Consider the following 22,595-nt stretch of genomic DNA (forward strand, 5'->3'; position numbering starts at 1 on the left):
TTCTAATGAGCAATTGATTGCCAGGAACCGACACATGCAAAGCCGCCTCACTATCAAAGACATCGCCCGTTTAAGCGGTGTGGGTAAATCCACTGTCTCGCGAGTTCTGAATAATGAAAACGGGGTCAGTGCGCGTACACGTGAGCGCGTGGAAGCGGTGATGCAGCAAGAAGGTTTTTCCCCTTCCCGGTCAGCACGTGCGATGCGTGGACAGAGCGATAAAGTGGTCGCCATTATTGTGACCCGTCTGGATTCGCTATCGGAAAACCTCGCGGTACAAACCCTGCTGCCGTCGCTCTATGAGCAAGGCTATGATCCGATCATGATGGAAAGCCAGTTTTCCCCGAAACTGGTCGAAGAGCATTTAGGCGTGCTGAGGCGTCGCCATATCGACGGGGTGATTTTGTTTGGCTTCACCGGCATCAATGAGAAAATACTCGCTCCGTGGCAATCGACGCTGGTGCTGATGGCGCGGGACGCCAAAGGGTTTGCTTCGGTGTGTTATGACGATGAAGGCGCTATCGATATTTTGATGGCTCGTCTGTATGAGCAAGGCCACCGCCAGATTAGTTTCCTCGGCGTTCCCCATAGCGATGTCACTACCGGTTTTCGCCGCCATCAGGCGTATCTCGCGTTCTGTAAAAGCCACTCGCTAACACCGAATTTCGTCCTGCCGGGCCTGGCAATGAAACAAGGTTATGACCACGTGGCCGAAGTATTGACTCCGGAAACCACCGCGCTGCTGTGCGCCACCGATACCCTCGCTTTGGGTGCCAGTAAATATCTGCAAGAACAACAAAACAGCGCTTTGCAACTGGCGAGCGTCGGTAGCACGCCGCTGATGAAATTCCTCCATCCCGAGATCATTACCGTCGATCCCGGTTACGCCGAAGCCGGTCGCCAGGCCGCAAGACAACTGATCGGCCAGATCACCCAAACCCGCGATCTACAGCAGATCGTTATCCCCGGATCATTACAGTAATCTCCCCTCTTTTACGGTTTATTGTGATCGTCGCCTTATTTCGGGAACGTTCCCATTTTCGTAAAAAAGATTAAAAGATAACCTTGCTGGCAGATAACACCTCACTACCTCGGGACATCATCATGGCCAAAGTGAAACAACAAGATATAGACAGGCTGATAGAGCTGGTTGGCGGACGTGGCAACATCGCCACTGTGAGCCATTGTATTACCCGCTTGCGTTTTGTATTGAATAACCCAGCCGCTGCATCACCAAAACAGATTGAAGAATTACCGATGGTGAAAGGCTGCTTTACCAATGCCGGGCAGTTCCAGGTAGTGATTGGCCCCGAAGTCGGCGATTACTATCAGGCGTTGATCGCCACAAGTGGCCACAGCAACTCAGACAAAGAACAAGCAAAACTCGCCGCGCGCCAGAATATGAAATGGCATGAGCGTTTGATCTCCCACTTCGCCGAGATCTTCTTCCCACTGTTACCGGCATTGATCAGCGGCGGTTTAATCCTCGGCTTCCGTAATGTGATCGGCGACTTGCCGATGAGCAACGGGCAGACGCTGGCGCAAATGCACCCGTCGCTACAATCGATTTACGACTTCTTATGGCTGATTGGCGAGGCGATCTTCTTCTATCTGCCAGTCGGTATTTGCTGGTCAGCCGTGCGAAAAATGGGCGGGACACCTATCCTTGGGATTGTGCTTGGCGTCACGCTGGTATCACCACAGCTGATGAATGCCTATGAATTGGGTAGCAAAATTCCTGAAGTGTGGAACTTTGGCCTGTTTACCATCGAGAAAGTGGGCTACCAGGCGCAAGTGATTCCAGCCTTGTTGGCGGGCCTGGCTCTGGGCTTTATTGAGACGCGTCTGAAACGCATCGTGCCGGATTACCTCTATCTTGTAGTAGTGCCTGTGTGTTCGTTGATTCTGGCGGTATTCCTGGCGCACGCGTTTATCGGCCCGTTTGGCCGCTGGATTGGTGACGGTGTGGCCTTTGCGGTTCGCCACCTGATGACCGGCAGTTTTGCCCCGATTGGCGCTGCGTTGTTTGGCTTCCTTTACGCGCCGCTGGTGATTACCGGTGTACATCAGACCACGCTCGCCATCGATATGCAGATGATTCAGAGCATGGGCGGAACCCCAGTTTGGCCGCTGATTGCGCTGTCTAACATTGCTCAGGCGTCTGCGGTGGTTGGCATTATCATTTGCAGCCGTAAGCACAACGAACGTGAGATTTCAGTTCCGGCGGCGATTTCTGCCTACCTGGGCGTGACCGAACCGGCGATGTACGGCATCAACCTGAAATACCGCTTCCCGATGCTGTGCGCAATGATTGGCTCAGGGCTTGCGGGCTTACTGTGTGGCCTGAGTGGCGTGATGGCAAACGGGATTGGCGTGGGTGGTTTACCGGGCATTCTGTCCATTCAGCCGCGTTACTGGGAAGTGTATTCGCTGGCGATTCTGATTGCCGTCATCGTGCCGATTGTATTGACCAGCGTGATGTATAAACGCAAACACCGTCAAGGTTTGTTGCTGGTGGTGTAGTTTTTGATGATTTTGTTTTCAACACATGCCCTAAATAATTCGAGTTACAGCCAGGCGGCAAGAGAACTCATCCCCAGGAGCTTACTAAAGTAAGTGACTGGGGTGAGTGAGCGCAGCCAACACTGCTGCAACTTGAAGTATGACGGGCATTTAGGAATGATTTATGAATACAACTCCTCCCTGGTGGCAACACGGTGTCATTTACCAGATCTACCCGAAGAGTTTCCAGGACACGACTGGCAGTGGTACCGGTGATTTGATTGGCGTAATTAAGCGCCTGGACTATCTCAAACTGCTTGGCGTGGATGCCATCTGGCTGACACCGTTTTATGTTTCGCCGCAGGTCGATAACGGCTATGACGTGGCGAACTACTGTGCCATCGATCATACCTACGGCACGCTGGATGACTTTGATTTACTGGTTGCAGGCGCCCACGAGCGCGGTATCCGCGTCGTTCTGGATATGGTGTTTAACCATACTTCCACGCAACATGCATGGTTCCACGAATCGCTGAACAAAGAGAGCCCGTACCGCGAGTTTTATATCTGGCGCGACGGTACGCCAGACGTTTTACCCAACAACTGGCGCTCTAAATTCGGTGGTAACGCCTGGCGCTGGCACGCAGAGAGCGGCCAGTATTATCTGCACCTGTTTGCGCCGGAGCAGGCGGATCTCAACTGGGAAAACCCGCAAGTTCGCGCTGAACTGAAAAAGGTCTGCGAATTCTGGGCCGACCGTGGCGTAGATGGTTTGCGTCTTGATGTGATCAACCTGGTTTCCAAGGATCAGGATTTCCCGGCGGATATTGAAGGCGGTGATGGACGTCGTTTTTACACCGACGGGCCGCGCATCCACGAATATCTGCAAGAATTAAGCCGCGATGTGTTTGTACCACGCGAGTTAATGACGGTGGGCGAAATGTCCTCCACCACGCTCGATAACTGCCAGCAATATGCCGCACTCAACAGCAATGAGCTGTCGATGACGTTCAACTTCCATCACCTGAAAGTGGATTATCCGGACGGGCAAAAATGGGCGCTGGCAGCCCCTGATTACATCGCACTGAAAGCGATTTTCAGCCACTGGCAACAAGGCATGCACAACGTAGCGTGGAATGCGTTGTTCTGGTGTAACCACGACCAGCCGCGCATTGTGTCGCGCTTTGGTGACGAAGGCGAGCTGCGTGTGCCGGCAGCCAAAATGCTGGCGATGGTGCTACATGGCATGCAGGGCACGCCGTATATCTATCAGGGCGAAGAGTTGGGGATGACCAACCCGCACTTCAAACGCATCATTGATTACCGTGATGTCGAAAGCCACAACATGTATGCCGAGTTGCGCGCCCAGGGCCGCGAGAGTGACAATCTGCTGGCGATCCTCGCCAGTAAATCGCGCGATAACAGCCGTACGCCGATGCAATGGGACGATGGCGAAAACGCAGGATTTACCACCGGAACGCCGTGGATCAACCTGTGCGATAACTATCAGACCATCAATGCCAGAGCAGCGGTTGACGATGCAGATTCAGTATTTTATGCCTACCAACGCCTCATCAAACTGCGTAAAGCCACCCCTGTTTTCACCTGGGGTAGTTATCAGGATCTGCTGCCTGAGCATCCGTATTTGTGGTGTTACCGCCGTGAATGGCAAGGGCAAACACTGGTGGTTGCGGCGAACCTCAGCCGTGAAAATCAATGGTGGATGCCGGAAGCCTTTGAAGGCGACTGGGATGTACTGATGAGCAACTACGCTGATGCAGCGGGGAAACCTGGCGAGATCAGCTTACGGCCATTTGAGGCGGTTTATTGGTTGCAGTGTTAATTTCCACCAGGAAGGATCTCCCTAATAATTGAGGGAGATCTCTCTGCCAAAATTTTAGGTCTTCTCCGCGTAGCCCATCCTTCCTACTACTACCGATTTACTTTGTTCTGCATCAATAAAATCGCAAACATCTTTGATGCAAAGCACTACATATAGACCTTAAAATGCGCCCCGACCCCACATATTGTATTTTTCGACTATTATAGCAACAAGTACCACAGAGGATTCAGGGGATTATCTGTGGATAAACATCGGCTCAAAATCATAAAGCCTATGGCAACGCGAGCAAATTTCGGCTTGCGAACAATTTCAATCCTTTGTGGATAACCTTTTTAGAATGGAGAGATCATGACACCGCATGTGATGAAAAGAGACGGGTGCAAAGTGCCTTTCACTTCAGAGCGCATTAAAGAAGCTATTCTTCGTGCAGCTAAAGCAGCGGGAGTCGATGACGCAGACTATTGCGCCACCGTCGCAGATATTGTTCGTGCGCAAATGGAAGGCCGCACTCAGGTTGATATCGGTGAAATCCAGACTGCCGTGGAAAATCAGCTAATGGCTGGTGACTACAAGCAACTGGCGCGTGCTTATATCGAATATCGTCATGACCGTGATATTGAGCGCGAAAAACGTGGCCGCTTAAACCAGGAGATCCGCGGTCTGGTTGAACAAACTAACTCCGCCTTGCTCAACGAAAATGCGAATAAAGACAGCAAGGTTATCCCGACACAGCGCGACCTGTTAGCTGGGATCGTGGCTAAACACTACGCCTCACAGCATTTGTTACCGCGTGATGTGGTACTGGCCCACGAGCGTGGCGATATTCACTATCACGATCTGGATTACTCCCCGTTCTTCCCGATGTTTAACTGCATGCTTATCGATCTCAAAGGCATGCTGACGCACGGCTTTAAGATGGGTAATGCGGAAATCGAGCCACCAAAATCCATCTCTACCGCCACAGCAGTGACTGCGCAAATTATTGCTCAGGTTGCCAGCCATATTTACGGCGGCACCACGATTAACCGTATTGACGAAGTGCTGGCGCCATTTGTCACCGCAAGCTTTGAAAAACACCGTGAAACCGCCGAGGAATGGCAGATCCCGGATGCCGAAGGTTATGCGCTTTCCCGTACTGAGAAAGAGTGTTATGACGCCTTCCAGTCCCTGGAATATGAAGTGAATACGCTGCATACAGCCAATGGTCAGACGCCGTTTGTCACCTTTGGTTTTGGCCTGGGAACTAGTTGGGAATCACGTCTGATTCAGAAATCTATTCTGCGTAATCGCATCGCAGGTCTGGGCAAAAACCGCAAAACGGCGGTGTTCCCGAAACTGGTATTTGCTATCAAAGAGGGTCTGAACCACAAGGCTGGCGATGCAAACTACGACATTAAACAGTTGGCTCTGGAGTGCGCCAGCAAGCGCATGTACCCGGATATCCTGAACTATGACCAGGTCGTGAAAGTGACCGGCTCGTTCAAAACACCAATGGGCTGCCGTAGTTTCCTTGGCGTATATGAAGAGAACGGCGAGCAGATTCACGATGGCCGTAATAACATCGGCGTGATCAGCCTGAATTTGCCGCGTATTGCACTGGAAGCGAAAGGCGATGAAGCCACGTTCTGGACGCTGCTCGATAGCCGTCTGGAGCTGGCTTTTAAAGCCCTGATGACGCGTATCGCACGGCTGGAAGGAGTGAAAGCGCGCGTTGCGCCAATCCTGTATATGGAAGGGGCTTGCGGTGTGCGCCTGAAAGCCGACGACGACGTTTCTGAGATTTTCAAAAATGGCCGTGCGTCGATTTCCCTGGGTTACATCGGCATCCACGAAACGGTGAATGCGCTGTTTGGTAATCAGCACGTTTACGACAGCGAAGAACTGCGTGCGAAAGCCGTGGCAATTGTTGAGCGTCTGCGCCAGGCAACTGACACATGGAAAGAAGAAACGGGCTACGGTTTCAGCCTTTACAGCACGCCAAGTGAAAACCTGTGCGACCGCTTCTGCCGTCTTGATACCGCTGAGTTTGGCGTGGTTGCTGGCGTGACGGATAAAGGTTACTACACCAACAGCTTCCACTTAGATGTTGAGAAGAAAGTTAACCCTTACGACAAAATCGACTTTGAAGCTGCCTATCCGCCAGTAGCGAACGGCGGTTTCATCTGTTACGGCGAATACCCGAACATTCAGCACAACCTGAAAGCGCTGGAAGATGTCTGGGATTACAGCTACCAACACGTTCCGTACTACGGCACTAACACGCCAATTGATGAGTGCTACGAATGTGGCTTTACAGGTGAGTTTGAATGCACCAGCAAAGGCTTCACCTGCCCGAAATGTGGTAACCACGACGCCGCTCGCGTCTCGGTAACGCGCCGGGTTTGCGGTTACCTCGGCAGCCCGGATGCTCGCCCGTTTAACGCCGGCAAGCAAGAAGAAGTGAAGCGCCGCGTGAAGCACCTCGGCAACGGGCAGATCGGCTAAGTGAATATGCATCAATATTACCCGGTTGATATTGTTAACGGGCCGGGTACCCGCTGCACACTGTTTGTTTCAGGCTGCGTGCATGAGTGCGCAGGCTGTTATAACAAAAGCACATGGCGGCTGAATTCCGGTGTGCCGTTCACGCAGGAGATGGAAGACCGGATCATTAACGATCTTAATGACACGCGTATCCGCCGCCAGGGGTTGTCGCTTTCAGGCGGCGATCCGCTTCATCCGCAAAATATCGCGGATGTGTTGAAACTGGTGCGACGAGTGAAAACGGAATGTCCCGGAAAAGATATCTGGATGTGGACGGGCTATAGGCTTGATGAATTAACCGAAGCTCAACGTGAAGTTGTTGATTTAATCAATGTGCTGATTGACGGTAAATTTGTTCAGGATCTCAAAGACCCGTCGCTTGTCTGGCGCGGCAGCAGCAACCAGGTTGTGCATCATTTACGATAAAGCCCCTCGTAGGTCGGATAAGCGCAGCGTCATCCGGCACCACTGATGCAAATGGTGGATGACGCTAAAACGCTTATCCACCCTACAAAAACACGTTAATCACCCTTTGCCAGCAATCTGAGGTCATGTGAATCCAGAATGTTCACGCCTTCGCGAGAGGGAGCCAGCGCTTCTCGCAACATCGTCTTTGCCACATCCCGCGCTTCAATGGATTTCCATTTCCCCGGCATGATTTTAAACAACGGCGCCAACAGCGATTCATTAAAGCGTTGTGATTCACGATGCCCAAGCAGCATAGACGGGCGAGCAATGGTTAAACGTGTCCAGTTCTGCGCGATCAACGCCTCTTCCATTTCCCCTTTCACCCGGTTGTAGAAGAACGGTGATTTGCTGTTTGCACCGATAGCGCTGACCACCAGCATATGTTTTGCCCCCAGACGCAAGCCGGTTATCGCGGTATCCACCACCAGCGTGTAATCCGCTAATACGAAAGCCTCTTTGCTACCCGCTTCTTTCATAGTGGTACCGAGACAACAAAAGACCGTATCAAGCGGCTCGGTTAATTGTGTGAGTGCGTCACTCAACTGAGGATCGTAGGGATTGGTGACGTTGTTCATCGCAGGCAAGGGACGCCTTGTCGCCGCAATGATGTGGCTGACTTGCGGCGCATTGATCAACATGCGTAATAGATGTCCACCAATGAGACCTGTGGCCCCTGTTAGCAAAACCCGGCTCATAAGTTCTCCTGTCGCTTATTCACCAAGCTTAGTGTCATCCCGTAGCCAGTGTAGTTTTTTTCCAAAACCGAGCGTGTTGTCGGTCATTTTTATTTCATCAAGCCGAAGTTCCCATACCGGTGCAGACATCATTCGGGCAACCGGGAAGCGCTTACAGTAACGGCTGCGGATACTGTCCACTTCGCCTTCTTCTACTAATTTGATTTCACCTCGGAACTGCACACCACGAATTAATGCGACAGTTTTCGGCTGCCCATTGACGGTTCCGGCGACATGGGCCTGCTGGCCAATTAACTCACCGTGACGGGTATGGGATTCACTGAGCAGATAAAAAGCCACCCGTTGTTCATCAAAGAGGTAGAACGCATTCGCGCACCATAAATCGCCGTGACTACCTGCGCAGTAAGTCAGTACATGCTGTTTGTTCAGCCAACGACTGATGGCATTGAGAGTTTCCATGTGCAACCTGAAGAGTGATATTCTGCGGGAAATGTCAATTATGCGCCTGACCTATGTCTCCCTGGTATCTCTATTTAGTCCGCACTCTCGATAACCGTTTATATACGGGCATTACCACTAATGTGGAGCGCCGTTTCTCACAGCATCAAACAGGGAAAGGTGCGAAAGCGCTGCGTGGGAAAGGCGAACTTACACTGGCATTCAGCCATTTGGTGGGCGATCGTTCCAGTGCGTTACGCCTGGAATATCGCATCAAACAACTACCGAAAGCGAGCAAAGAGATGTTGGTAAAGGGGATACTGCCTTTTGAAGACCTGCTGGCAGATCTTCAAAAGACTCCGGTAATTAAAACTCCCGGTTGAAATGCTCGTGGTATTCCACCAGTCCTGAAACACCAGTCAGCGCATCGTCAGCTAACGGATGGATCAGGAAATAAGCTTCGGTGTCTGGCCAGGCACAGCGTAAGCCGTATTGAGCGGCAGGAACAAAACCAAAGCGGCTGTAGAGTTCCGGCTCACCTAAAGTCACAACGGCTGCGTAACCAAACTCATTGAGCGAATCCAGTCCTTCGTAAACCAGTTGCTTCGCCAGGCCCTGCCCACGGTAAGCTTCATCAACGGCAAGCGGCGCAAGCCCCACCCATTGCAGCTCTTCACCTTCTACGGCGACAGGACTGAAAGCGGCGTAACCCACAACCTGACCTTCGTCATCAGTGGCAACAACGCCAAGCGTTAGCAGGCCGTCTTCTCGTAAATCTTTGACCAAATCAGCTTCACCATCACCTTTAAAAGAACGGCGAAGTAAGGCGTCGATGCCCGGAGCATCAATGGGTATTTCTACACGAATTAGCATGGCTCACCTACCGAGTTACTTTCTGGAGCAGACTGATATTTCATACCTGCTTCGACAAAATCAGCCAGTTGTAGCAGCAGCATGCGTAATGGTTTAGGCATCGCATCCAGCTCAATGGCATCCATTAGGTTTTTAACATATAGCCCAAGTTCAGTGTCGCCTTCAATGACCAAACGGCGCTGGAAAAACAAGGTATCCGGATCTTGCTTGCGGGCTGCGATCATCAACAGATCGTTGGCGGTTGCACTGAAGCTGACATCTGCTGGGGCATCTTCACGCACTACCAGTTTATTATCTTGTACCGAAGTAAACCACTTCAGATCGAGGTCGCGTACTTCAATACTTAACCAGCGTCCCTCAAGAAATTCTAGCTCACCCTCTTCCATCGCCTGACGAAACTGCCAGCCAAGTACCTGCTCTAGCACCTGGCGCTTTAGAGCAAAGGGTGTGAGTTTAACCGGTGTTCTTAACAGTGACGGGCCAAGATGGACCAGGCGTGAACGCAATTTATCCAACACGAGCTTTACTCCTTGAGAAATTTATCCGCTATTTTGCCACACCAACTATTCTCCGTAGCGGTGCAAATCAACAATTACGCGGGTTATCAAGACGACTTATAGGTCACATCAATAAGCGATCAATACGCCATTAGCTGCCTTAAATCAAAATTTGTCGCTGTCGGGTTAACTAAAATCCCAGTTCGTTAACAATTTTGCGGCCCTTGCCTTGGGCTGCACGGGTCACCTCTGAGGTTTCCCGATGATTCAGGATAAATTATGGAGTTGCTTTGCCCAGCCGGAAACTTACCGGCGTTGAAAGCGGCCATCGATAATGGTGCCGACGCGGTTTACATTGGTCTTAAAGATGATACCAACGCACGCCATTTTGCTGGACTGAATTTCACGGAGAAGAAACTGCAAGAAGCGGTAAGTTACGTGCATCAACATCGCCGTAAGCTCCATATCGCTATCAATACGTTCGCGCACCCTGACGGCTACGTGCGCTGGCAACGAGCAGTGGATATGGCAGCGCAACTCGGAGCCGATGCCCTCATTTTGGCTGACCTCGCTATGCTTGAATACGCGGCTGAGCGTTATCCGCATATCGAACGCCATGTTTCAGTACAAGCTTCCGCCACCAACGAAGAAGCGATTCGTTTTTATCATCGTCATTTCGACGTGGCTCGTGTCGTTCTGCCGCGTGTGTTATCCATTCATCAGGTAAAACAGTTAGCCCGCGTGACACCGGTGCCACTGGAGGTTTTCGCTTTCGGTAGCCTGTGCATCATGGCGGAAGGTCGCTGTTATCTTTCTTCTTATCTGACTGGCGAGTCGCCAAATACGGTGGGCGCATGCTCTCCTGCGCGCTTTGTTCGTTGGCAACAAACGCCACAAGGTCTGGAATCACGCCTCAATGATGTGCTGATTGACCGTTACCAGGATGGCGAAAACGCCGGTTACCCGACGCTTTGTAAAGGGCGCTATCTGGTTGATGACCAGAAATATCACGCGCTAGAAGAGCCAACCAGCCTGAACACGCTTGAGCTGCTGCCTGAATTACTCGCCGCAAATATTGCATCCGTGAAAATCGAAGGTCGCCAACGTAGCCCGGCATATGTCAGCCAGGTCGCTAAAGTGTGGCGTCAGGCAATCGACCGCTGCATGGCCGATCCTGAAAATTACCGTGCACAACCGGCATGGATGGAAGCATTAGGGGCGATGGCCGAAGGCACACAAACCACTCTCGGTGCCTATCACCGTAAATGGCAGTAGGAAATCCCATGAAATATTCATTAGGGCCAGTGTTGTATTATTGGCCAAAAGAGACGCTGGAAAAGTTTTACCAGGCTGCGGCAAAAAGCAGTGCTGAAACTATTTATCTTGGTGAGTCGGTATGCAGCAAACGTCGTGCTACCAAGACGGGTGAATGGCTGGATATGGCGAAAAGCCTGGCAAGCCAGGGCAAGCAAGTGGTGCTCTCTACTTTGGCACTGGTTCAAGCTCCGTCTGAGTTGAACGAGCTAAAACGCTATGTTGAGAATGGCGAGTTCCTGATTGAAGCCAATGACCTTGGTGCCGTGAACATGGCGGCAGAACGCAAGCTGCCATTTGTCGCCGGGCATGCGCTTAACTGTTACAACGCAGTGACGCTGCGCTTGCTGCTCAAACAAGGCATGGTTCGCTGGTGTATGCCCGTTGAGCTGTCGCGAGATTGGCTGAAAAACATGTTGATTCAGTGCGATGAGTTGGGCATCCGCAACAAGTTTGAAGTTGAAGTCCTCAGTTACGGGCACTTGCCACTGGCCTACTCTGCCCGTTGTTTTACCGCTCGTTCAGAAGACAAACCGAAAGATGAATGCGAAACCTGCTGCATTAAATATCCTGTCGGGCGCAACATGCTTTCACAGGAAAATCAGCAAGTGTTTGTGCTTAACGGCATTCAAACCATGAGCGGTTATGTTTACAACCTCGGTAACGAACTGGCATCAATGAAAGGCCTGGTCGACATGGTGCGTTTATCGCCAATGGGCATGGATACTCTGCGCGTGCTGGAAGCATTCCGAAAAAATGAGAACGGCAATGCGCCTTTAACTCTGGCACAGCAAAGCGATTGTAATGGCTACTGGCGGCGCGTCGCAGGCTTAGAGTTAGTCACTCAGAGCTGAGAAAAGGCTCACTTTGTTACTTAAATGTTGATGATTTTCAGCAATACTGAAGAGATTATCAGCAAACGTAGTACCCAAACAAAGTGAGCCGTTATGCCTGACATCACAAAAGTCCCGTTCTCTTTACTCGATCTAGCCCCTATTCCACAAGGCTCCGAGCCTCGTGACGCATTTCATCGTTCTCTGGATTTAGCGCGCCTGGCCGAAAAACGTGGCTATCACCGCTACTGGCTGGCTGAACACCACAATATGACTGGGATTGCCAGTGCGGCAACGTCGGTACTGATTGGTTATCTGGCGGCGAATACCGAAACATTACGCCTGGGTTCCGGTGGCGTGATGCTGCCGAACCATTCACCTTTAGTGATTGCCGAACAATTTGGCACGCTGGAAACTCTTTATCCTGGGCGTATTGACTTGGGTTTAGGCCGCGCACCTGGTAGCGATCAACGGACCATGATGGCGCTGCGCCGCCATATGAGTGGTGATATCGATAACTTCCCGCGCGATGTCAGTGAGCTGGTGTCCTGGTTTGATGCAACCGACCCCACCCCGGCGGTGCGCCCGGTTCCGGGTTACAACGCTAAAATTCCGGTCTGGTTGTTAGGCTCCAGCTTGTACAGCGCCCAACTCGCGGCACAACTTGGGCTGCCATTTGCCTTTGCTTCGCACTTTGCGCCAGATATGTTGTTCCAGGCTCTGCAACTTTATCGCGCCCAGTTCAAACCCTCTGCTCGTCTTGAAAAACCGTATGCGATGGTATGTATTAATATCGTCGCCGCCGACAGTAACCGCGATGCCGAATTCCTGTTTACATCGATGCAGCAGGCCTTCGTTAAATTACGCCGTGGCGAAACCGGCCAGCTGCCACCACCGATTGAAAGCATGGATAGTTTCTGGAGTCCGGCAGAGAAGTATGGTGTGCAGCAAGCGCTGAGCATGTCACTGGTGGGTGATAAAGCGAAAGTGCGCCATGGGTTGATTTCGTTACTACGAGAAACCCAGGCCGATGAGATTATGGTTAACGGTCAGATTTTTGATACCGAAGCGCGGTTACATTCATTTGATTTGGCAATGGATGTGCATGAGAGCCTGACGGACTAACTTTCCCTCACCCCGGCCCTCTCCCAAAGGGCTGTCTCTTATACACAACTCACCCGGGCATTTTGTCAGGGTGAGACCTGTAAGCCTCGTTGATTTTCCGTTCACCTGTGCGTTCTGTTATCTCTTTAATTCCCGAAAACGGTGAACGTATCAAGGGGTTAACGCCAACCCCTTGATAATCCAGGCGCCCGGCAAATCAATCGCCGCTAAAGCGGTAAACACCGTTTTTCACCCAACATTCGGGGTCGTTCGCGATTCGTTCCAGACGATCGCTCTCTCACGTGGCTCCCGGCCACGTGACCCCGACTGAAGGGCGAAAAACGGTGCGATTGAAGCCGGCAACAAGGTCAAAACCGCTCTGTCTTTTGACTTTGACTTTGACTTTCAGGTCCGGCTTAAATCGCCTCCATTTTGACTCCTGGTGGCAGGGTCCAGCCGTCGGGAACGGCTGGAGGGCGCGATCGTCGGGAACGAATCGCAACCGACCCTGACACGGAGGCAAAATGGAGGTTTACCGCTTGCGGCGATTTATTTGCCGGGAGTCCGGGTTCTTAGGGTGACGACGGTGGTCACCCTAAGACGTTCACCAGTTCAGTGGCTATATGAAACACTGAACATCGGGTGAACGGAACTGCCTCCCGTCTCACAAAGATGTGACTAAGAGACAGCCCAAAGGGAGAGGGAGAAACCAATCAATCCCCTCGCCCTCAGGAAGAGGGTGAAGATCGAGAATTCAATGGTAAACCGGCAGTAGATCGAAACTTGAAAGAATATGAATCGCGGCGTTAGTTACGCCAAAGACAAGAACCAGCACGATCATTTTGTTCCCGCCCCATACCCGATAAATTGGGCTGCCGAATTTCTTACGTGAAGCTTTAGCCAACAGCGCCGGAACGATTGCTGCCCAGATAGTGGCTGCCAGCCCCGCAAAACCAATCGCGTAGATAAACCCATCAGGCCAGATAAATCCCCCCAACATTGGCGGAATAAATGTCACCAACGCGGTTTTCAGGCGACCAACAGGTGAGTCATCGAACTTAAATAAATCGGCCAGATAATCGAATAAACCCAACGTCACGCCCAGGAACGAACTGGCAACGGCGAAATTGGAGAACACAATCAGCAATAAATCCAGTGCGCGGCTGTTCAGTACGCCACTCAACGCGCTGACCAACACATCAATATTCCCGCCTTTATCTGCAATGGCGATAAAGTCGTTGCGCGGAATATTTCCCATACTGCCAACCAACCAAATGATATACAGCCCCAGCGCCATCAGTGTTCCCCAGACCAGGCAACGCTTGATGGTTTGGGGATCTTTACCGTAATACTTCATCAGGCTCGGTACATTGCCGTGGTAACCAAATGAGGCGAGGCAAAATGGCAGCGTCATAAACAGATACGGTAAATAGCTTGGGTTGACTGCTTTGCTATCAAGAAGTGTTGCGGGTTCGACATGCCACATCAGGCCGCCAAACGTCATAAAAAAGGTCAGGATTTTGGCACCGAGCACAATCGTCGTCATGCGGCTAACTGCGCGCGTACTCAACCAGACAATAAACGCCACTACCAGGGCAAAGATTAGCCCGGCAAATCTCGCGGGGAAATCGACGGACATTTTTCCCAGCGTGTGATGAATCACTGAGCCGCTTGCCGAGATATAGGCGTAGGTCAGGATATACAGCACAAATGCGATGGACAGACCGTTAATCAGATTCCAGCCTTTGCCCAGTAAGTCTTTGGTGACGGTGTCAAAACTTGAACCCACACGGTAATTCAGGTTCGCTTCCAGAATCATCAAACCAGAGTGCAACATACAAAACCACGTCACAATCAGTGCCGCTAAAGACCAGAAAAACCACGCGCCTGACATCACCACCGGCAGGGAAAACATTCCGGCACCAATAATGGTGCCGCCAATAATCATGACTCCGCCGAAAATAGACGGCGATACCTGGGTGGTCGATAAGGTTGCCATACGAATTCCTGAAACATTGAACGGCTGTCGAAGCGACAGGTTTACTGCGCAACATTGTACCAGTACATGAGTACAATTTGGATAAAAAAAATCCCGGTTGCATTAACCAGGATTTTTATCACTGCCTGCTGATTAACAGCAGGCATAAACTTCTGTCAATTATGCTTCTGTGGTACGACGACGAGCAGGAGCTGCACCGTCTTCACGACGTGGGCCACGACCGCCTTCGCGACGTTCGCCGCTGAAGCTACGTGGTGCGCCAGCACCTGGACCGTCACGACGTGGACCACGACCGCCTTCACGACGCTCACCACCGCCGCCACGACGTTCGCCGCCACGGTCAGTACGTGGCTGTGCATCACCCATCAACTGCATATTCATTGGTTTGTTCAGAATACGAGTGCGGGTAAAGTGCTGCAGGATCTCACCTGGCATGCCTTTTGGCAGCTCGATGGTTGAGTGGGTACCGAACAGCTTGATGTTACCAATGTAACGGCTGCTGATATCGCCTTCGTTAGCGATAGCGCCAACGATATGACGAACTTCAACACCATCATCACGGCCAACTTCGATGCGATACAGTTCCATATCGCCAACGTCACGACGTTCACGACGTGGTGCATCGCCATCACGCTGTGGACGATCTGAACGCTCTGGACGATCACCGCGTGGTGCACGATCACCACGGTCACCACGTGGAGCACGGTCTGAACGTTCGAAACGCTCATCACGTTCACGGAATTCACGACGTGGACGCATCGGTGCATCTGGTGGCAGGATCAGAGGACGTTCGCCCTGTGCCATTTTCAGCAGTGCTGCAGCCAGTGTTTCCATATCCAGCGCTTCTTCTGATTCAGCAGAAGGTTGGATTTTCGCCAGCAGGCCACGGTACAGATCCAGATCGCTGCTTTCCAGTTGCTGCTGAACTTTAGCGGCAAACTTAGCCAGGCGACGCTCGCTCAGCAGTTCACGGTTTGGCAGTTCAACTTCAGGAATAGTCAGCTTCATGGTGCGTTCGATGTTGCGCAGCAGACGACGCTCGCGGTTCTCAACGAACAGCAGCGCACGGCCAGCACGACCTGCACGACCAGTACGGCCGATACGGTGAACGTAAGACTCTGAGTCCATCGGGATGTCATAGTTAACAACCAGGCTGATACGCTCAACGTCCAGGCCACGAGCCGCAACGTCGGTTGCAATCAGGATGTCCAGACGACCGTCTTTCAGACGCTCCAGGGTTTGCTCACGCAGTGCCTGGTTCATGTCACCGTTCAGTGCTGCGCTGTTATAGCCGCTTTGTTCCAGTGCTTCAGCCACTTCCAGAGTCGCGTTTTTGGTACGTACGAAAATGATCGCCGCATCAAAATCTTCAGATTCCAGGAAGCGAACCAGCGCTTCATTTTTACGCATACCGTGCACAGTCCAGTAGCTCTGGCTGATGTCCGGGCGAGTCGTTACGCTAGATTGAATGCGAACTTCCTGCGGATCTTTCATGAAGCGACGAGTAATACGACGAATTGCTTCTGGCATAGTTGCAGAGAACAGAGCGGTCTGATGACCTTCTGGGATCTGCGCCATGATGGTTTCAACGTCTTCGATGAAGCCCATACGCAACATTTCATCAGCTTCGTCCAGTACCAGACCTTTCAGGTTGGACAGATTCAGCGTACCGCGTTTTAAGTGGTCAAGCAGACGACCTGGGGTACCAACAACAATTTGTGGTCCCTGACGCAGGGCGCGCAGCTGCACGTCATAACGCTGGCCACCGTAAAGGGCTACCACGTTTACGCCGTGCATATGTTTAGAGAAATCCGTCATGGCTTCAGCAACCTGAACCGCCAGTTCGCGGGTCGGTGCCAGCACCAGGATTTGTGGTGCTTTCAGCTCTGGATCAAGGTTGTGCAGCAGCGGTAAAGAGAACGCTGCAGTTTTGCCGCTACCCGTCTGGGCCATACCCAGTACATCGCGGCCAGCCAGCAGCTGTGGAATACACTCTGCCTGGATTGGAGATGGTTTTTCGTAACCCAGATCGTTCAGGGCTTTAAGGATGGAGTCGTTAAGACCCAGATCAGAAAAAGTAGTTTCGATAGTAGTAGTCTCGATGATGTCAGTCATGTAGTACACGTGCCTCGTAGATGGCGGCCAGTCTACATAACTCATCGTGAAATTGACCTGCAATTTTCATTGAAAAGTGTGAACCGGCTCAAATTTGGTTGATTAACGAACAAAAACGCCCTCACCCGTTAAGGTGATGACTTTAATAAAAAAGTTTATGGGCTGATCGATGTTCGTCAGCTATTGCTGGTCCGATTCTGCCAGGTCATCTTGCTCCTGGCCCAAGAGCGCTAATTCCAACAATGCATAACGATGCTCAACGTAGTTGTGTACGTTGTTAGCGACCGCTAACTTGAACAGTGCCGTGGCGCTGTCCTTTTCCCCCAGACTTAGGTAGTACTTACCTAAATAGAAGTTGGTTTCACTGAGATGCTCAGCGAGCGAGGTGTTATCCGTTGCGTCCGCCTTGAGGCGTTCCATTAACGTTGCTTCGTTAATGTTCCCCAGGTAGAACTCGACAATGTTCCATCCCCATTGCTCTTTATCCGATTTATCGAGGCGCTGTTGTAACGCCACTTTAGCCTGCTTTGCATCTAAGTTGCTTTCAGCAAGGTAGAGCCACAGACTACGGAAAGGATCATTGGGATCGTCTTGATAAAACGCCAGCAGATCATCTTGCGCTAAACGATAACGACCACCGTAGTAGAGGGCGATACCGCGATTTAAATGCGCGTAGTTGTAAGTTGGATCAAGCTCAAGTACAGAATCAAACGCTTCATAGGCAGCATCAAAATTGCCTGCCTGCGTTAAATATATGCCTAAGTAATTGAATACTTCAGGCATATCGGGGCGGATTGCCAACGCTTGTGAAAAATCATTTCGCGCCAGAGCCCGCAAGCCGAGGCTATCATACAACACTCCGCGCTCATATAAAAGCTGTGCGCGTTCATCATCGGTTAAAGCCCGGCTGGCAAGTATCTGTTCCATGCGTGCAAGAATCACTTCTTGCTGCAAAGTCGGCTGCAATGGTACCGCCAGGACTTCACTTTTACGCCAGGCAGAGTTGCTGCATCCTGCCAGCGTGATAGCTGTCGCAACGAAACACCAGCGCAAAAAAGGCTTCATTTCCCACTCCCGAAGACAACTAATGGATGACGTCCTGTCCACCGGCTCTAAAACGAGACTCCCTGCCCCGTAATAAATAGCTCTCCATGTCGCCATGGAGAGCTTTATCGGTATCGCTTACTCAGCTTCTGGTGCAGCAGGTGCAGCGTTTTCCGCTGGAGACTGCTCAGTTGCTTCTTTGATGCTCAGACGTACACGGCCCTGGCGATCAACTTCCAGTACTTTAACTGGAACTTCTTGACCCATTTGCAGGTAGTCAGTCACTTTCTCTACACGCTTGTCAGCGATTTGAGAAATGTGTACCAGACCTTCTTTACCGCCGCCAATCGCAACAAATGCACCGAAGTCTACGATACGAGTGACTTTACCGTTGTAGATACGACCTACTTCGATTTCAGCAGTGATCTCTTCGATACGACGAATTGCGAATTTCGCTTTATCGCCATCGGTCGCAGCGATTTTCACTGTACCGTCATCTTCGATTTCAATAGTAGTACCGGTTTCTTCGGTCAGCGCACGAATCACAGAACCACCCTTACCGATCACATCTTTGATCTTGTCTGGGTTGATTTTGATAGTGTGAATACGTGGAGCGAACTCAGAGATGTCGCCACGCGGTGCATTGATAGCTTGCTCCATTACGCCAAGGATATGCAGACGCGCACCTTTAGCCTGGTTCAGAGCCACCTGCATGATTTCGCGGGTGATACCTTCAATTTTGATATCCATCTGCAGCGCAGAGATACCTTCACGGCTACCAGCAACTTTAAAGTCCATGTCACCCAGGTGGTCTTCGTCACCCAGAATGTCAGACAGAACCACAAAGTTCTCGCCTTCTTTAACCAGACCCATCGCAATACCGGCTACAGCGGCCTTGATTGGCACACCTGCATCCATCAGTGCCAGAGAAGCACCACATACGGAAGCCATGGAAGAAGAACCGTTAGATTCGGTAATTTCAGACACTACACGCACAGTGTACGGGAAGCGGTCAGCTTCTGGCATAACAGCCAGTACGCCACGCTTAGCCAGACGACCGTGACCAATCTCACGACGCTTCGGTGAACCGACCATGCCGGTTTCGCCTACGGAGTACGGAGGGAAGTTATAGTGGAACAGGAAGTTGTCGGTACGTTCGCCCATCAACTCATCCAGGTTCTGTGCATCACGAGCAGTACCCAGAGTTGCTGTAACCAGCGCCTGAGTTTCACCACGGGTGAACAGTGCAGAACCGTGAGTACGTGGCAGAACGCCAGTACGCACATCCAGACCACGGATCATGTCTTTTTCGCGACCATCGATACGCAGTTCACCAGCCAGAATACGGCTACGAACAACATTTTTCTCGATAGCGTGCAGAATGTCGCTAACTTCGCCAGCATCAATTGAATCGTCTTCAGCTGACAGTGCAGCGATAACGTCAGATTTGATAACGTCGACTTGTGCGTAACGCTCTTGCTTATCAGTAATACGGTAAGCATCGCTCAGGCGGGATTCAGCAAGTGCCGCAACGCGCGCATTCAGCGCTTCGTTAGCAGCTTCAGGCTGCCAGTCCCAACGTGGTTTGCCAGCTTCAGCAACCAGAGAGTTGATGTTCTGGATAACAACCTGCTGTTGTTCGTGGCCAAAGACTACCGCGCCCAGCATCTGGTCTTCGCTCAGCAGTTCAGCTTCGGACTCAACCATCAGCACAGCGCCTTCGGTACCGGCAACAACCAGATCCAGCTTGCTGGTTTTCAGTTCGTCAGCAGTTGGGTTCAGCACGTACTGGTCATTGATGTAGCCCACGCGAGCAGAACCAATTGGACCATTGAATGGAATACCAGACAGGCTCAGAGCGGCAGAAGCACCGATCATTGCAACGATGTCAGGGTGAACTTGCGGGTTCACGGAAACGACGGTTGCGATAACCTGTACTTCGTTAACGAAGCCTTCCGGGAACAGCGGACGCACTGGGCGGTCAATCAGACGCGCAATCAGTGTTTCGCCTTCACTTGGGCGGCCTTCACGACGGAAGAAGCTGCCTGGGATACGGCCAGCAGCGTAAGTACGCTCCTGATAGTTAACAGTCAGTGGGAAGAAGTCTTGACCTGCTTTCGCTTTTTTCTGACCAACAACAGTCACGAATACAGCAGTGTCGTCCATGCTTACCATTACTGCAGCGGTAGCCTGGCGAGCCATCATACCGGTCTCTAAAGTGACCGTATGTTGACCGTATTGGAATTTACGGACAATCGGATTTAGCAAAATAATATCCTTAATAATCTTTGGAAGCAGGTGATTGCACTTGCTTCGTTTAACCCGATCTAAATCGCATCCTCGCGACTAATGACAACCCTGACCCGCCCCTGCGGATAAAGCCTCTCATTAGCCGCGCGAACCTCTGCAATAAAGATCACACCCTGCAACAATACATTAGTTTCCATAGAATTGCTGCCATATGGTTGAAAAAAGGGGCCTTAAAAGGCCCCTTTTTCTGAAACTCGCAAGACTTAGCGACGCAGACCCAGACGCTCGATCAGGCTGGTGTAACGTGCTACATCTTTACGCTTCAGGTAGTCGAGCAGTTTACGACGCTGAGAAACCATACGCAGCAGACCACGACGGCTGTGGTGATCTTTTTTGTGTTCTGCAAAGTGACCTTGCAGGTGGTTAATCTGTGCAGTCAGCAGTGCAACCTGAACTTCGGTAGAACCGCTGTCGTTAGTACCACGACCAAACTCAGAAACGATTTTAGCTTTAGCTTCAACGCTTAGAGACATTTTAAACTCCAAAATTATAGATAAAAAGATAGAGTGCCGATCTCTAATTCAGCAACTCCAGTGCACTTTCACAACAATGTTAAACAAGGGTATGAAAGTTAAGCCGCTCCATTTTACCTGTAGCCACCTCTTATCGCAAGGCAACTCCAGGTGTCAGAGCGGATACTCAACGACCAGACGACGAGGCGCAACGCGTCCATCATCATCAATTTCAGCCATGCCGATAAATTTGCCTTCATCACCTTCGGTGACGCGAACTAACCCTTCTGCTGGGCTACCCGAGACTTGCACCGGCTGCCCATTCTTGAAGTAACCCGCAACAGCAGGTAATAAATTCACGATGGGGAAGTCCGAAGCAGGACTGTCCATTGGCATTAGCAGTGGATCTAGCAACACAGATGGCTCAATTTCTTGCGTTTGTGCTTGTTCAAGCAACGCATTCAATTGTTCAAGCGTTACCATTCGTTCGACAGGATACTTGCTCACCGCAAGGCGACGCAGGAAAGTCACATGAGCACCACAACCGAGTTTTTCACCTAGATCATCGGTGATAGTTCGGATGTATGTTCCCTTAGAACAGTGAATTTCCAACTCAAGTTCATTGCCTTCATGGCGAATAAACAGAAGTTCGTAAACCGTGATAGACCGCGCTTCACGCGGCACTTCTATACCCTGGCGTGCATACTCATAAAGCGGCTTGCCTTGATATTTCAGTGCGGAGTACATCGATGGAACTTGCTGTGTTTCACCACGAAAACTCTCTAAAGCTACTGCCAACTCTTGTTCGGTAAAAGTGACCGGGCGCTCCTGCACGACTGTGCCATCAGCGTCAGAAGTATCAGTACGCTGCCCAAGGCGGGCAATAACACGGTAACGCTTATCGGAGTCGAGCAGATAACGCGAGAATTTCGTCGCTTCACCGAGGCAAATCGGCAGCATTCCGGTTGCAAGCGGGTCAAGCGCTCCGGTATGACCGGCACGGTTAGCATTATAAATACGCTTAACTTTCTGCAACGCATCGTTCGAGGATAAACCCTGAGGTTTATCTAACAACAGTACTCCGTGGATATCACGACCACGACGACGAGGACGACTCATTAATCCTCCTTGCTGTCATCCGTATCATTTACACGGCGCTCATCATCATTTCTGATGACGTTTGAAACCAGATTCGACATGCGCATACCTTCAACCAACGAGTTATCGTAGAAGAAAGTCAGTTCCGGCACGATACGCAGGCGCATTGCTTTACCCAGCAAAGAACGAATATAACCAGAAGCATCCTGTAAAACCTTGATGCCTTCTTTCACTGCTTGTTCGTCTTTGTCGTTCAGGAAAGTAACAAATACTTTGGCATAAGCCAGATCGCGTGACACTTCGACACCAGAAACGGTGGTCATCATGCCCAGACGCGGGTCTTTAATTTCGCGCTGCAGGATGATTGCGATTTCTTTCTGCAATTCCTGGGAAACACGCTGCGGGCGACCAAATTCTTTCGCCATAATAAATTCTCCATACAAATCGGGGGGCGCTCGGCCCCCCTAAAGATATTAGCTATTTGCTC

At 51.2% G+C, this 22,595-nt stretch carries 21 protein-coding genes; 9 read left to right on the forward strand and 12 right to left on the reverse strand.

Features of this window, described 5'->3' with window-relative positions:
- The first annotated feature begins 34 nt into the window (after positions 1-34).
- The 5 genes from treR to nrdG all read left to right on the forward strand — a co-directional run bounded on the left by treR (position 35) and on the right by nrdG (position 7,294).
- Positions 35-982 carry a trehalose operon repressor TreR gene (gene treR, locus EC843_RS11500; RefSeq protein WP_133522273.1) on the forward strand — a complete coding sequence of 316 codons (948 nt, stop codon included), beginning with the start codon at positions 35-37 and terminating at the stop codon, positions 980-982.
- Between the two features lie 122 nt (positions 983-1,104).
- The gene (gene treB / locus EC843_RS11505; protein ID WP_121814829.1) at positions 1,105-2,523 is read left to right on the forward strand and encodes a PTS trehalose transporter subunit IIBC; all 1,419 of its coding nucleotides are present in this window, start codon (positions 1,105-1,107) and stop codon (positions 2,521-2,523) included.
- Positions 2,524-2,686: 163 nt separating this feature from the next.
- Positions 2,687-4,345: an alpha,alpha-phosphotrehalase gene (gene treC / locus EC843_RS11510; RefSeq protein WP_133522274.1), complete on the forward strand. Its 1,659-nt coding sequence runs from the start codon at positions 2,687-2,689 to the stop codon at positions 4,343-4,345.
- A 348-nt stretch (positions 4,346-4,693) separates the two neighbouring features.
- The gene (gene nrdD / locus EC843_RS11515) at positions 4,694-6,829 is read left to right on the forward strand and encodes an anaerobic ribonucleoside-triphosphate reductase (RefSeq protein WP_133522275.1); all 2,136 of its coding nucleotides are present in this window, start codon (positions 4,694-4,696) and stop codon (positions 6,827-6,829) included.
- Complete coding sequence (gene nrdG / locus EC843_RS11520) at positions 6,830-7,294, forward strand: anaerobic ribonucleoside-triphosphate reductase-activating protein (protein WP_133522276.1); 465 nt, start codon at positions 6,830-6,832, stop codon at positions 7,292-7,294.
- A 95-nt stretch (positions 7,295-7,389) separates the two neighbouring features.
- Here the strand turns inward: nrdG and EC843_RS11525 are convergent, their stop codons facing one another.
- Both EC843_RS11525 and EC843_RS11530 read right to left on the reverse strand, forming a co-directional pair.
- On the reverse strand, positions 7,390-8,031 hold the full coding sequence (locus EC843_RS11525; protein ID WP_064543187.1) for an NAD(P)H-binding protein: 642 nt from the start codon (positions 8,029-8,031) through the stop codon (positions 7,390-7,392).
- 15 nt (positions 8,032-8,046) lie between these two features.
- Complete coding sequence (locus EC843_RS11530) at positions 8,047-8,490, reverse strand: YhbP family protein (protein ID WP_064543185.1); 444 nt, start codon at positions 8,488-8,490, stop codon at positions 8,047-8,049.
- Between the two features lie 53 nt (positions 8,491-8,543).
- Between EC843_RS11530 and EC843_RS11535 the strand changes: the two genes are divergently transcribed.
- A complete protein-coding gene (locus EC843_RS11535; protein WP_133522277.1) occupies positions 8,544-8,852 on the forward strand; it encodes a GIY-YIG nuclease family protein in 309 nt (102 codons plus the stop codon).
- On the opposite strand, the gene EC843_RS11540 is transcribed toward EC843_RS11535, so the two are convergent.
- Positions 8,836-9,342 carry an N-acetyltransferase gene (locus tag EC843_RS11540; protein WP_064543180.1) on the reverse strand — a complete coding sequence of 169 codons (507 nt, stop codon included), beginning with the start codon at positions 9,340-9,342 and terminating at the stop codon, positions 8,836-8,838. The two genes, EC843_RS11535 and EC843_RS11540, sit on opposite strands and share 17 nt — an antisense overlap.
- Complete coding sequence (locus tag EC843_RS11545) at positions 9,336-9,860, reverse strand: SCP2 domain-containing protein (protein WP_064543178.1); 525 nt, start codon at positions 9,858-9,860, stop codon at positions 9,336-9,338. The genes EC843_RS11540 and EC843_RS11545 overlap by 7 nt, the downstream gene beginning before the upstream one ends.
- Before the next feature lie 258 nt (positions 9,861-10,118).
- On the opposite strand from EC843_RS11545, the gene EC843_RS11550 reads away from it, so the two are divergent.
- From EC843_RS11550 to EC843_RS11560, 3 genes are all read left to right on the forward strand, one after another.
- Positions 10,119-11,114: a peptidase U32 family protein gene (locus EC843_RS11550; RefSeq protein ID WP_064543176.1), complete on the forward strand. Its 996-nt coding sequence runs from the start codon at positions 10,119-10,121 to the stop codon at positions 11,112-11,114.
- A gap of 8 nt (positions 11,115-11,122) precedes the next feature.
- A complete protein-coding gene (locus EC843_RS11555; protein ID WP_121814819.1) occupies positions 11,123-12,007 on the forward strand; it encodes a U32 family peptidase in 885 nt (294 codons plus the stop codon).
- Between the two features lie 93 nt (positions 12,008-12,100).
- Positions 12,101-13,111 carry an LLM class flavin-dependent oxidoreductase gene (locus EC843_RS11560; protein WP_064543173.1) on the forward strand — a complete coding sequence of 337 codons (1,011 nt, stop codon included), beginning with the start codon at positions 12,101-12,103 and terminating at the stop codon, positions 13,109-13,111.
- Positions 13,112-13,844: 733 nt separating this feature from the next.
- On the opposite strand, the gene mtr is transcribed toward EC843_RS11560, so the two are convergent.
- From mtr to rbfA, 8 genes are all read right to left on the reverse strand, one after another.
- A complete protein-coding gene (mtr, locus tag EC843_RS11565; RefSeq protein WP_133522278.1) occupies positions 13,845-15,089 on the reverse strand; it encodes a tryptophan permease in 1,245 nt (414 codons plus the stop codon).
- A 159-nt stretch (positions 15,090-15,248) separates the two neighbouring features.
- Entirely contained in the window at positions 15,249-17,204 is a 1,956-nt protein-coding gene (locus EC843_RS11570; RefSeq protein ID WP_133522279.1) for a DEAD/DEAH family ATP-dependent RNA helicase, read from the reverse strand.
- On the reverse strand, positions 17,197-17,274 hold the full coding sequence (gene yrbN, locus EC843_RS11575) for a protein YrbN (RefSeq protein WP_110510645.1): 78 nt from the start codon (positions 17,272-17,274) through the stop codon (positions 17,197-17,199). Before yrbN ends, EC843_RS11570 begins: the two co-directional genes overlap by 8 nt.
- Positions 17,275-17,384: 110 nt before the next feature.
- Complete coding sequence (nlpI, locus tag EC843_RS11580) at positions 17,385-18,269, reverse strand: lipoprotein NlpI (RefSeq protein ID WP_064543163.1); 885 nt, start codon at positions 18,267-18,269, stop codon at positions 17,385-17,387.
- Between the two features lie 117 nt (positions 18,270-18,386).
- Complete coding sequence (gene pnp, locus EC843_RS11585; protein WP_162303026.1) at positions 18,387-20,516, reverse strand: polyribonucleotide nucleotidyltransferase; 2,130 nt, start codon at positions 20,514-20,516, stop codon at positions 18,387-18,389.
- 245 nt (positions 20,517-20,761) lie between these two features.
- Complete coding sequence (gene rpsO, locus EC843_RS11590; protein ID WP_002434239.1) at positions 20,762-21,031, reverse strand: 30S ribosomal protein S15; 270 nt, start codon at positions 21,029-21,031, stop codon at positions 20,762-20,764.
- 153 nt (positions 21,032-21,184) lie between these two features.
- Complete coding sequence (truB, locus tag EC843_RS11595; RefSeq protein WP_064543159.1) at positions 21,185-22,129, reverse strand: tRNA pseudouridine(55) synthase TruB; 945 nt, start codon at positions 22,127-22,129, stop codon at positions 21,185-21,187.
- Positions 22,129-22,533: a 30S ribosome-binding factor RbfA gene (gene rbfA, locus EC843_RS11600; RefSeq protein ID WP_034459684.1), complete on the reverse strand. Its 405-nt coding sequence runs from the start codon at positions 22,531-22,533 to the stop codon at positions 22,129-22,131. The genes truB and rbfA overlap by 1 nt, the downstream gene beginning before the upstream one ends.
- Positions 22,534-22,595 lie beyond the last annotated feature (62 nt).

This window comes from Buttiauxella sp. JUb87 (assembly GCF_004361975.1).
Taxonomy (GTDB): domain Bacteria; phylum Pseudomonadota; class Gammaproteobacteria; order Enterobacterales; family Enterobacteriaceae; genus Buttiauxella; species Buttiauxella ferragutiae.

Coding starts and splice junctions, on each gene's coding strand:
- treR (WP_133522273.1), top strand. CDS start 35: ATGCAAAGCCGCCTCACTATCAAAGACATCGCCCGTTTAAGCGGTGTG.
- treB (WP_121814829.1), top strand. CDS start 1,105: ATGGCCAAAGTGAAACAACAAGATATAGACAGGCTGATAGAGCTGGTT.
- treC (WP_133522274.1), top strand. CDS start 2,687: ATGAATACAACTCCTCCCTGGTGGCAACACGGTGTCATTTACCAGATC.
- nrdD (WP_133522275.1), top strand. CDS start 4,694: ATGACACCGCATGTGATGAAAAGAGACGGGTGCAAAGTGCCTTTCACT.
- EC843_RS11525 (WP_064543187.1), bottom strand. CDS start 8,031: ATGAGCCGGGTTTTGCTAACAGGGGCCACAGGTCTCATTGGTGGACAT.
- EC843_RS11530 (WP_064543185.1), bottom strand. CDS start 8,490: ATGGAAACTCTCAATGCCATCAGTCGTTGGCTGAACAAACAGCATGTA.
- EC843_RS11535 (WP_133522277.1), top strand. CDS start 8,544: ATGTCTCCCTGGTATCTCTATTTAGTCCGCACTCTCGATAACCGTTTA.
- EC843_RS11540 (WP_064543180.1), bottom strand. CDS start 9,342: ATGCTAATTCGTGTAGAAATACCCATTGATGCTCCGGGCATCGACGCC.
- EC843_RS11550 (WP_064543176.1), top strand. CDS start 10,119: ATGGAGTTGCTTTGCCCAGCCGGAAACTTACCGGCGTTGAAAGCGGCC.
- EC843_RS11555 (WP_121814819.1), top strand. CDS start 11,123: ATGAAATATTCATTAGGGCCAGTGTTGTATTATTGGCCAAAAGAGACG.
- EC843_RS11560 (WP_064543173.1), top strand. CDS start 12,101: ATGCCTGACATCACAAAAGTCCCGTTCTCTTTACTCGATCTAGCCCCT.
- mtr (WP_133522278.1), bottom strand. CDS start 15,089: ATGGCAACCTTATCGACCACCCAGGTATCGCCGTCTATTTTCGGCGGA.
- EC843_RS11570 (WP_133522279.1), bottom strand. CDS start 17,204: ATGACTGACATCATCGAGACTACTACTATCGAAACTACTTTTTCTGAT.
- yrbN (WP_110510645.1), bottom strand. CDS start 17,274: ATGAAAATTGCAGGTCAATTTCACGATGAGTTATGTAGACTGGCCGCC.
- nlpI (WP_064543163.1), bottom strand. CDS start 18,269: ATGAAGCCTTTTTTGCGCTGGTGTTTCGTTGCGACAGCTATCACGCTG.
- rpsO (WP_002434239.1), bottom strand. CDS start 21,031: ATGTCTCTAAGCGTTGAAGCTAAAGCTAAAATCGTTTCTGAGTTTGGT.
- truB (WP_064543159.1), bottom strand. CDS start 22,129: ATGAGTCGTCCTCGTCGTCGTGGTCGTGATATCCACGGAGTACTGTTG.
- rbfA (WP_034459684.1), bottom strand. CDS start 22,533: ATGGCGAAAGAATTTGGTCGCCCGCAGCGTGTTTCCCAGGAATTGCAG.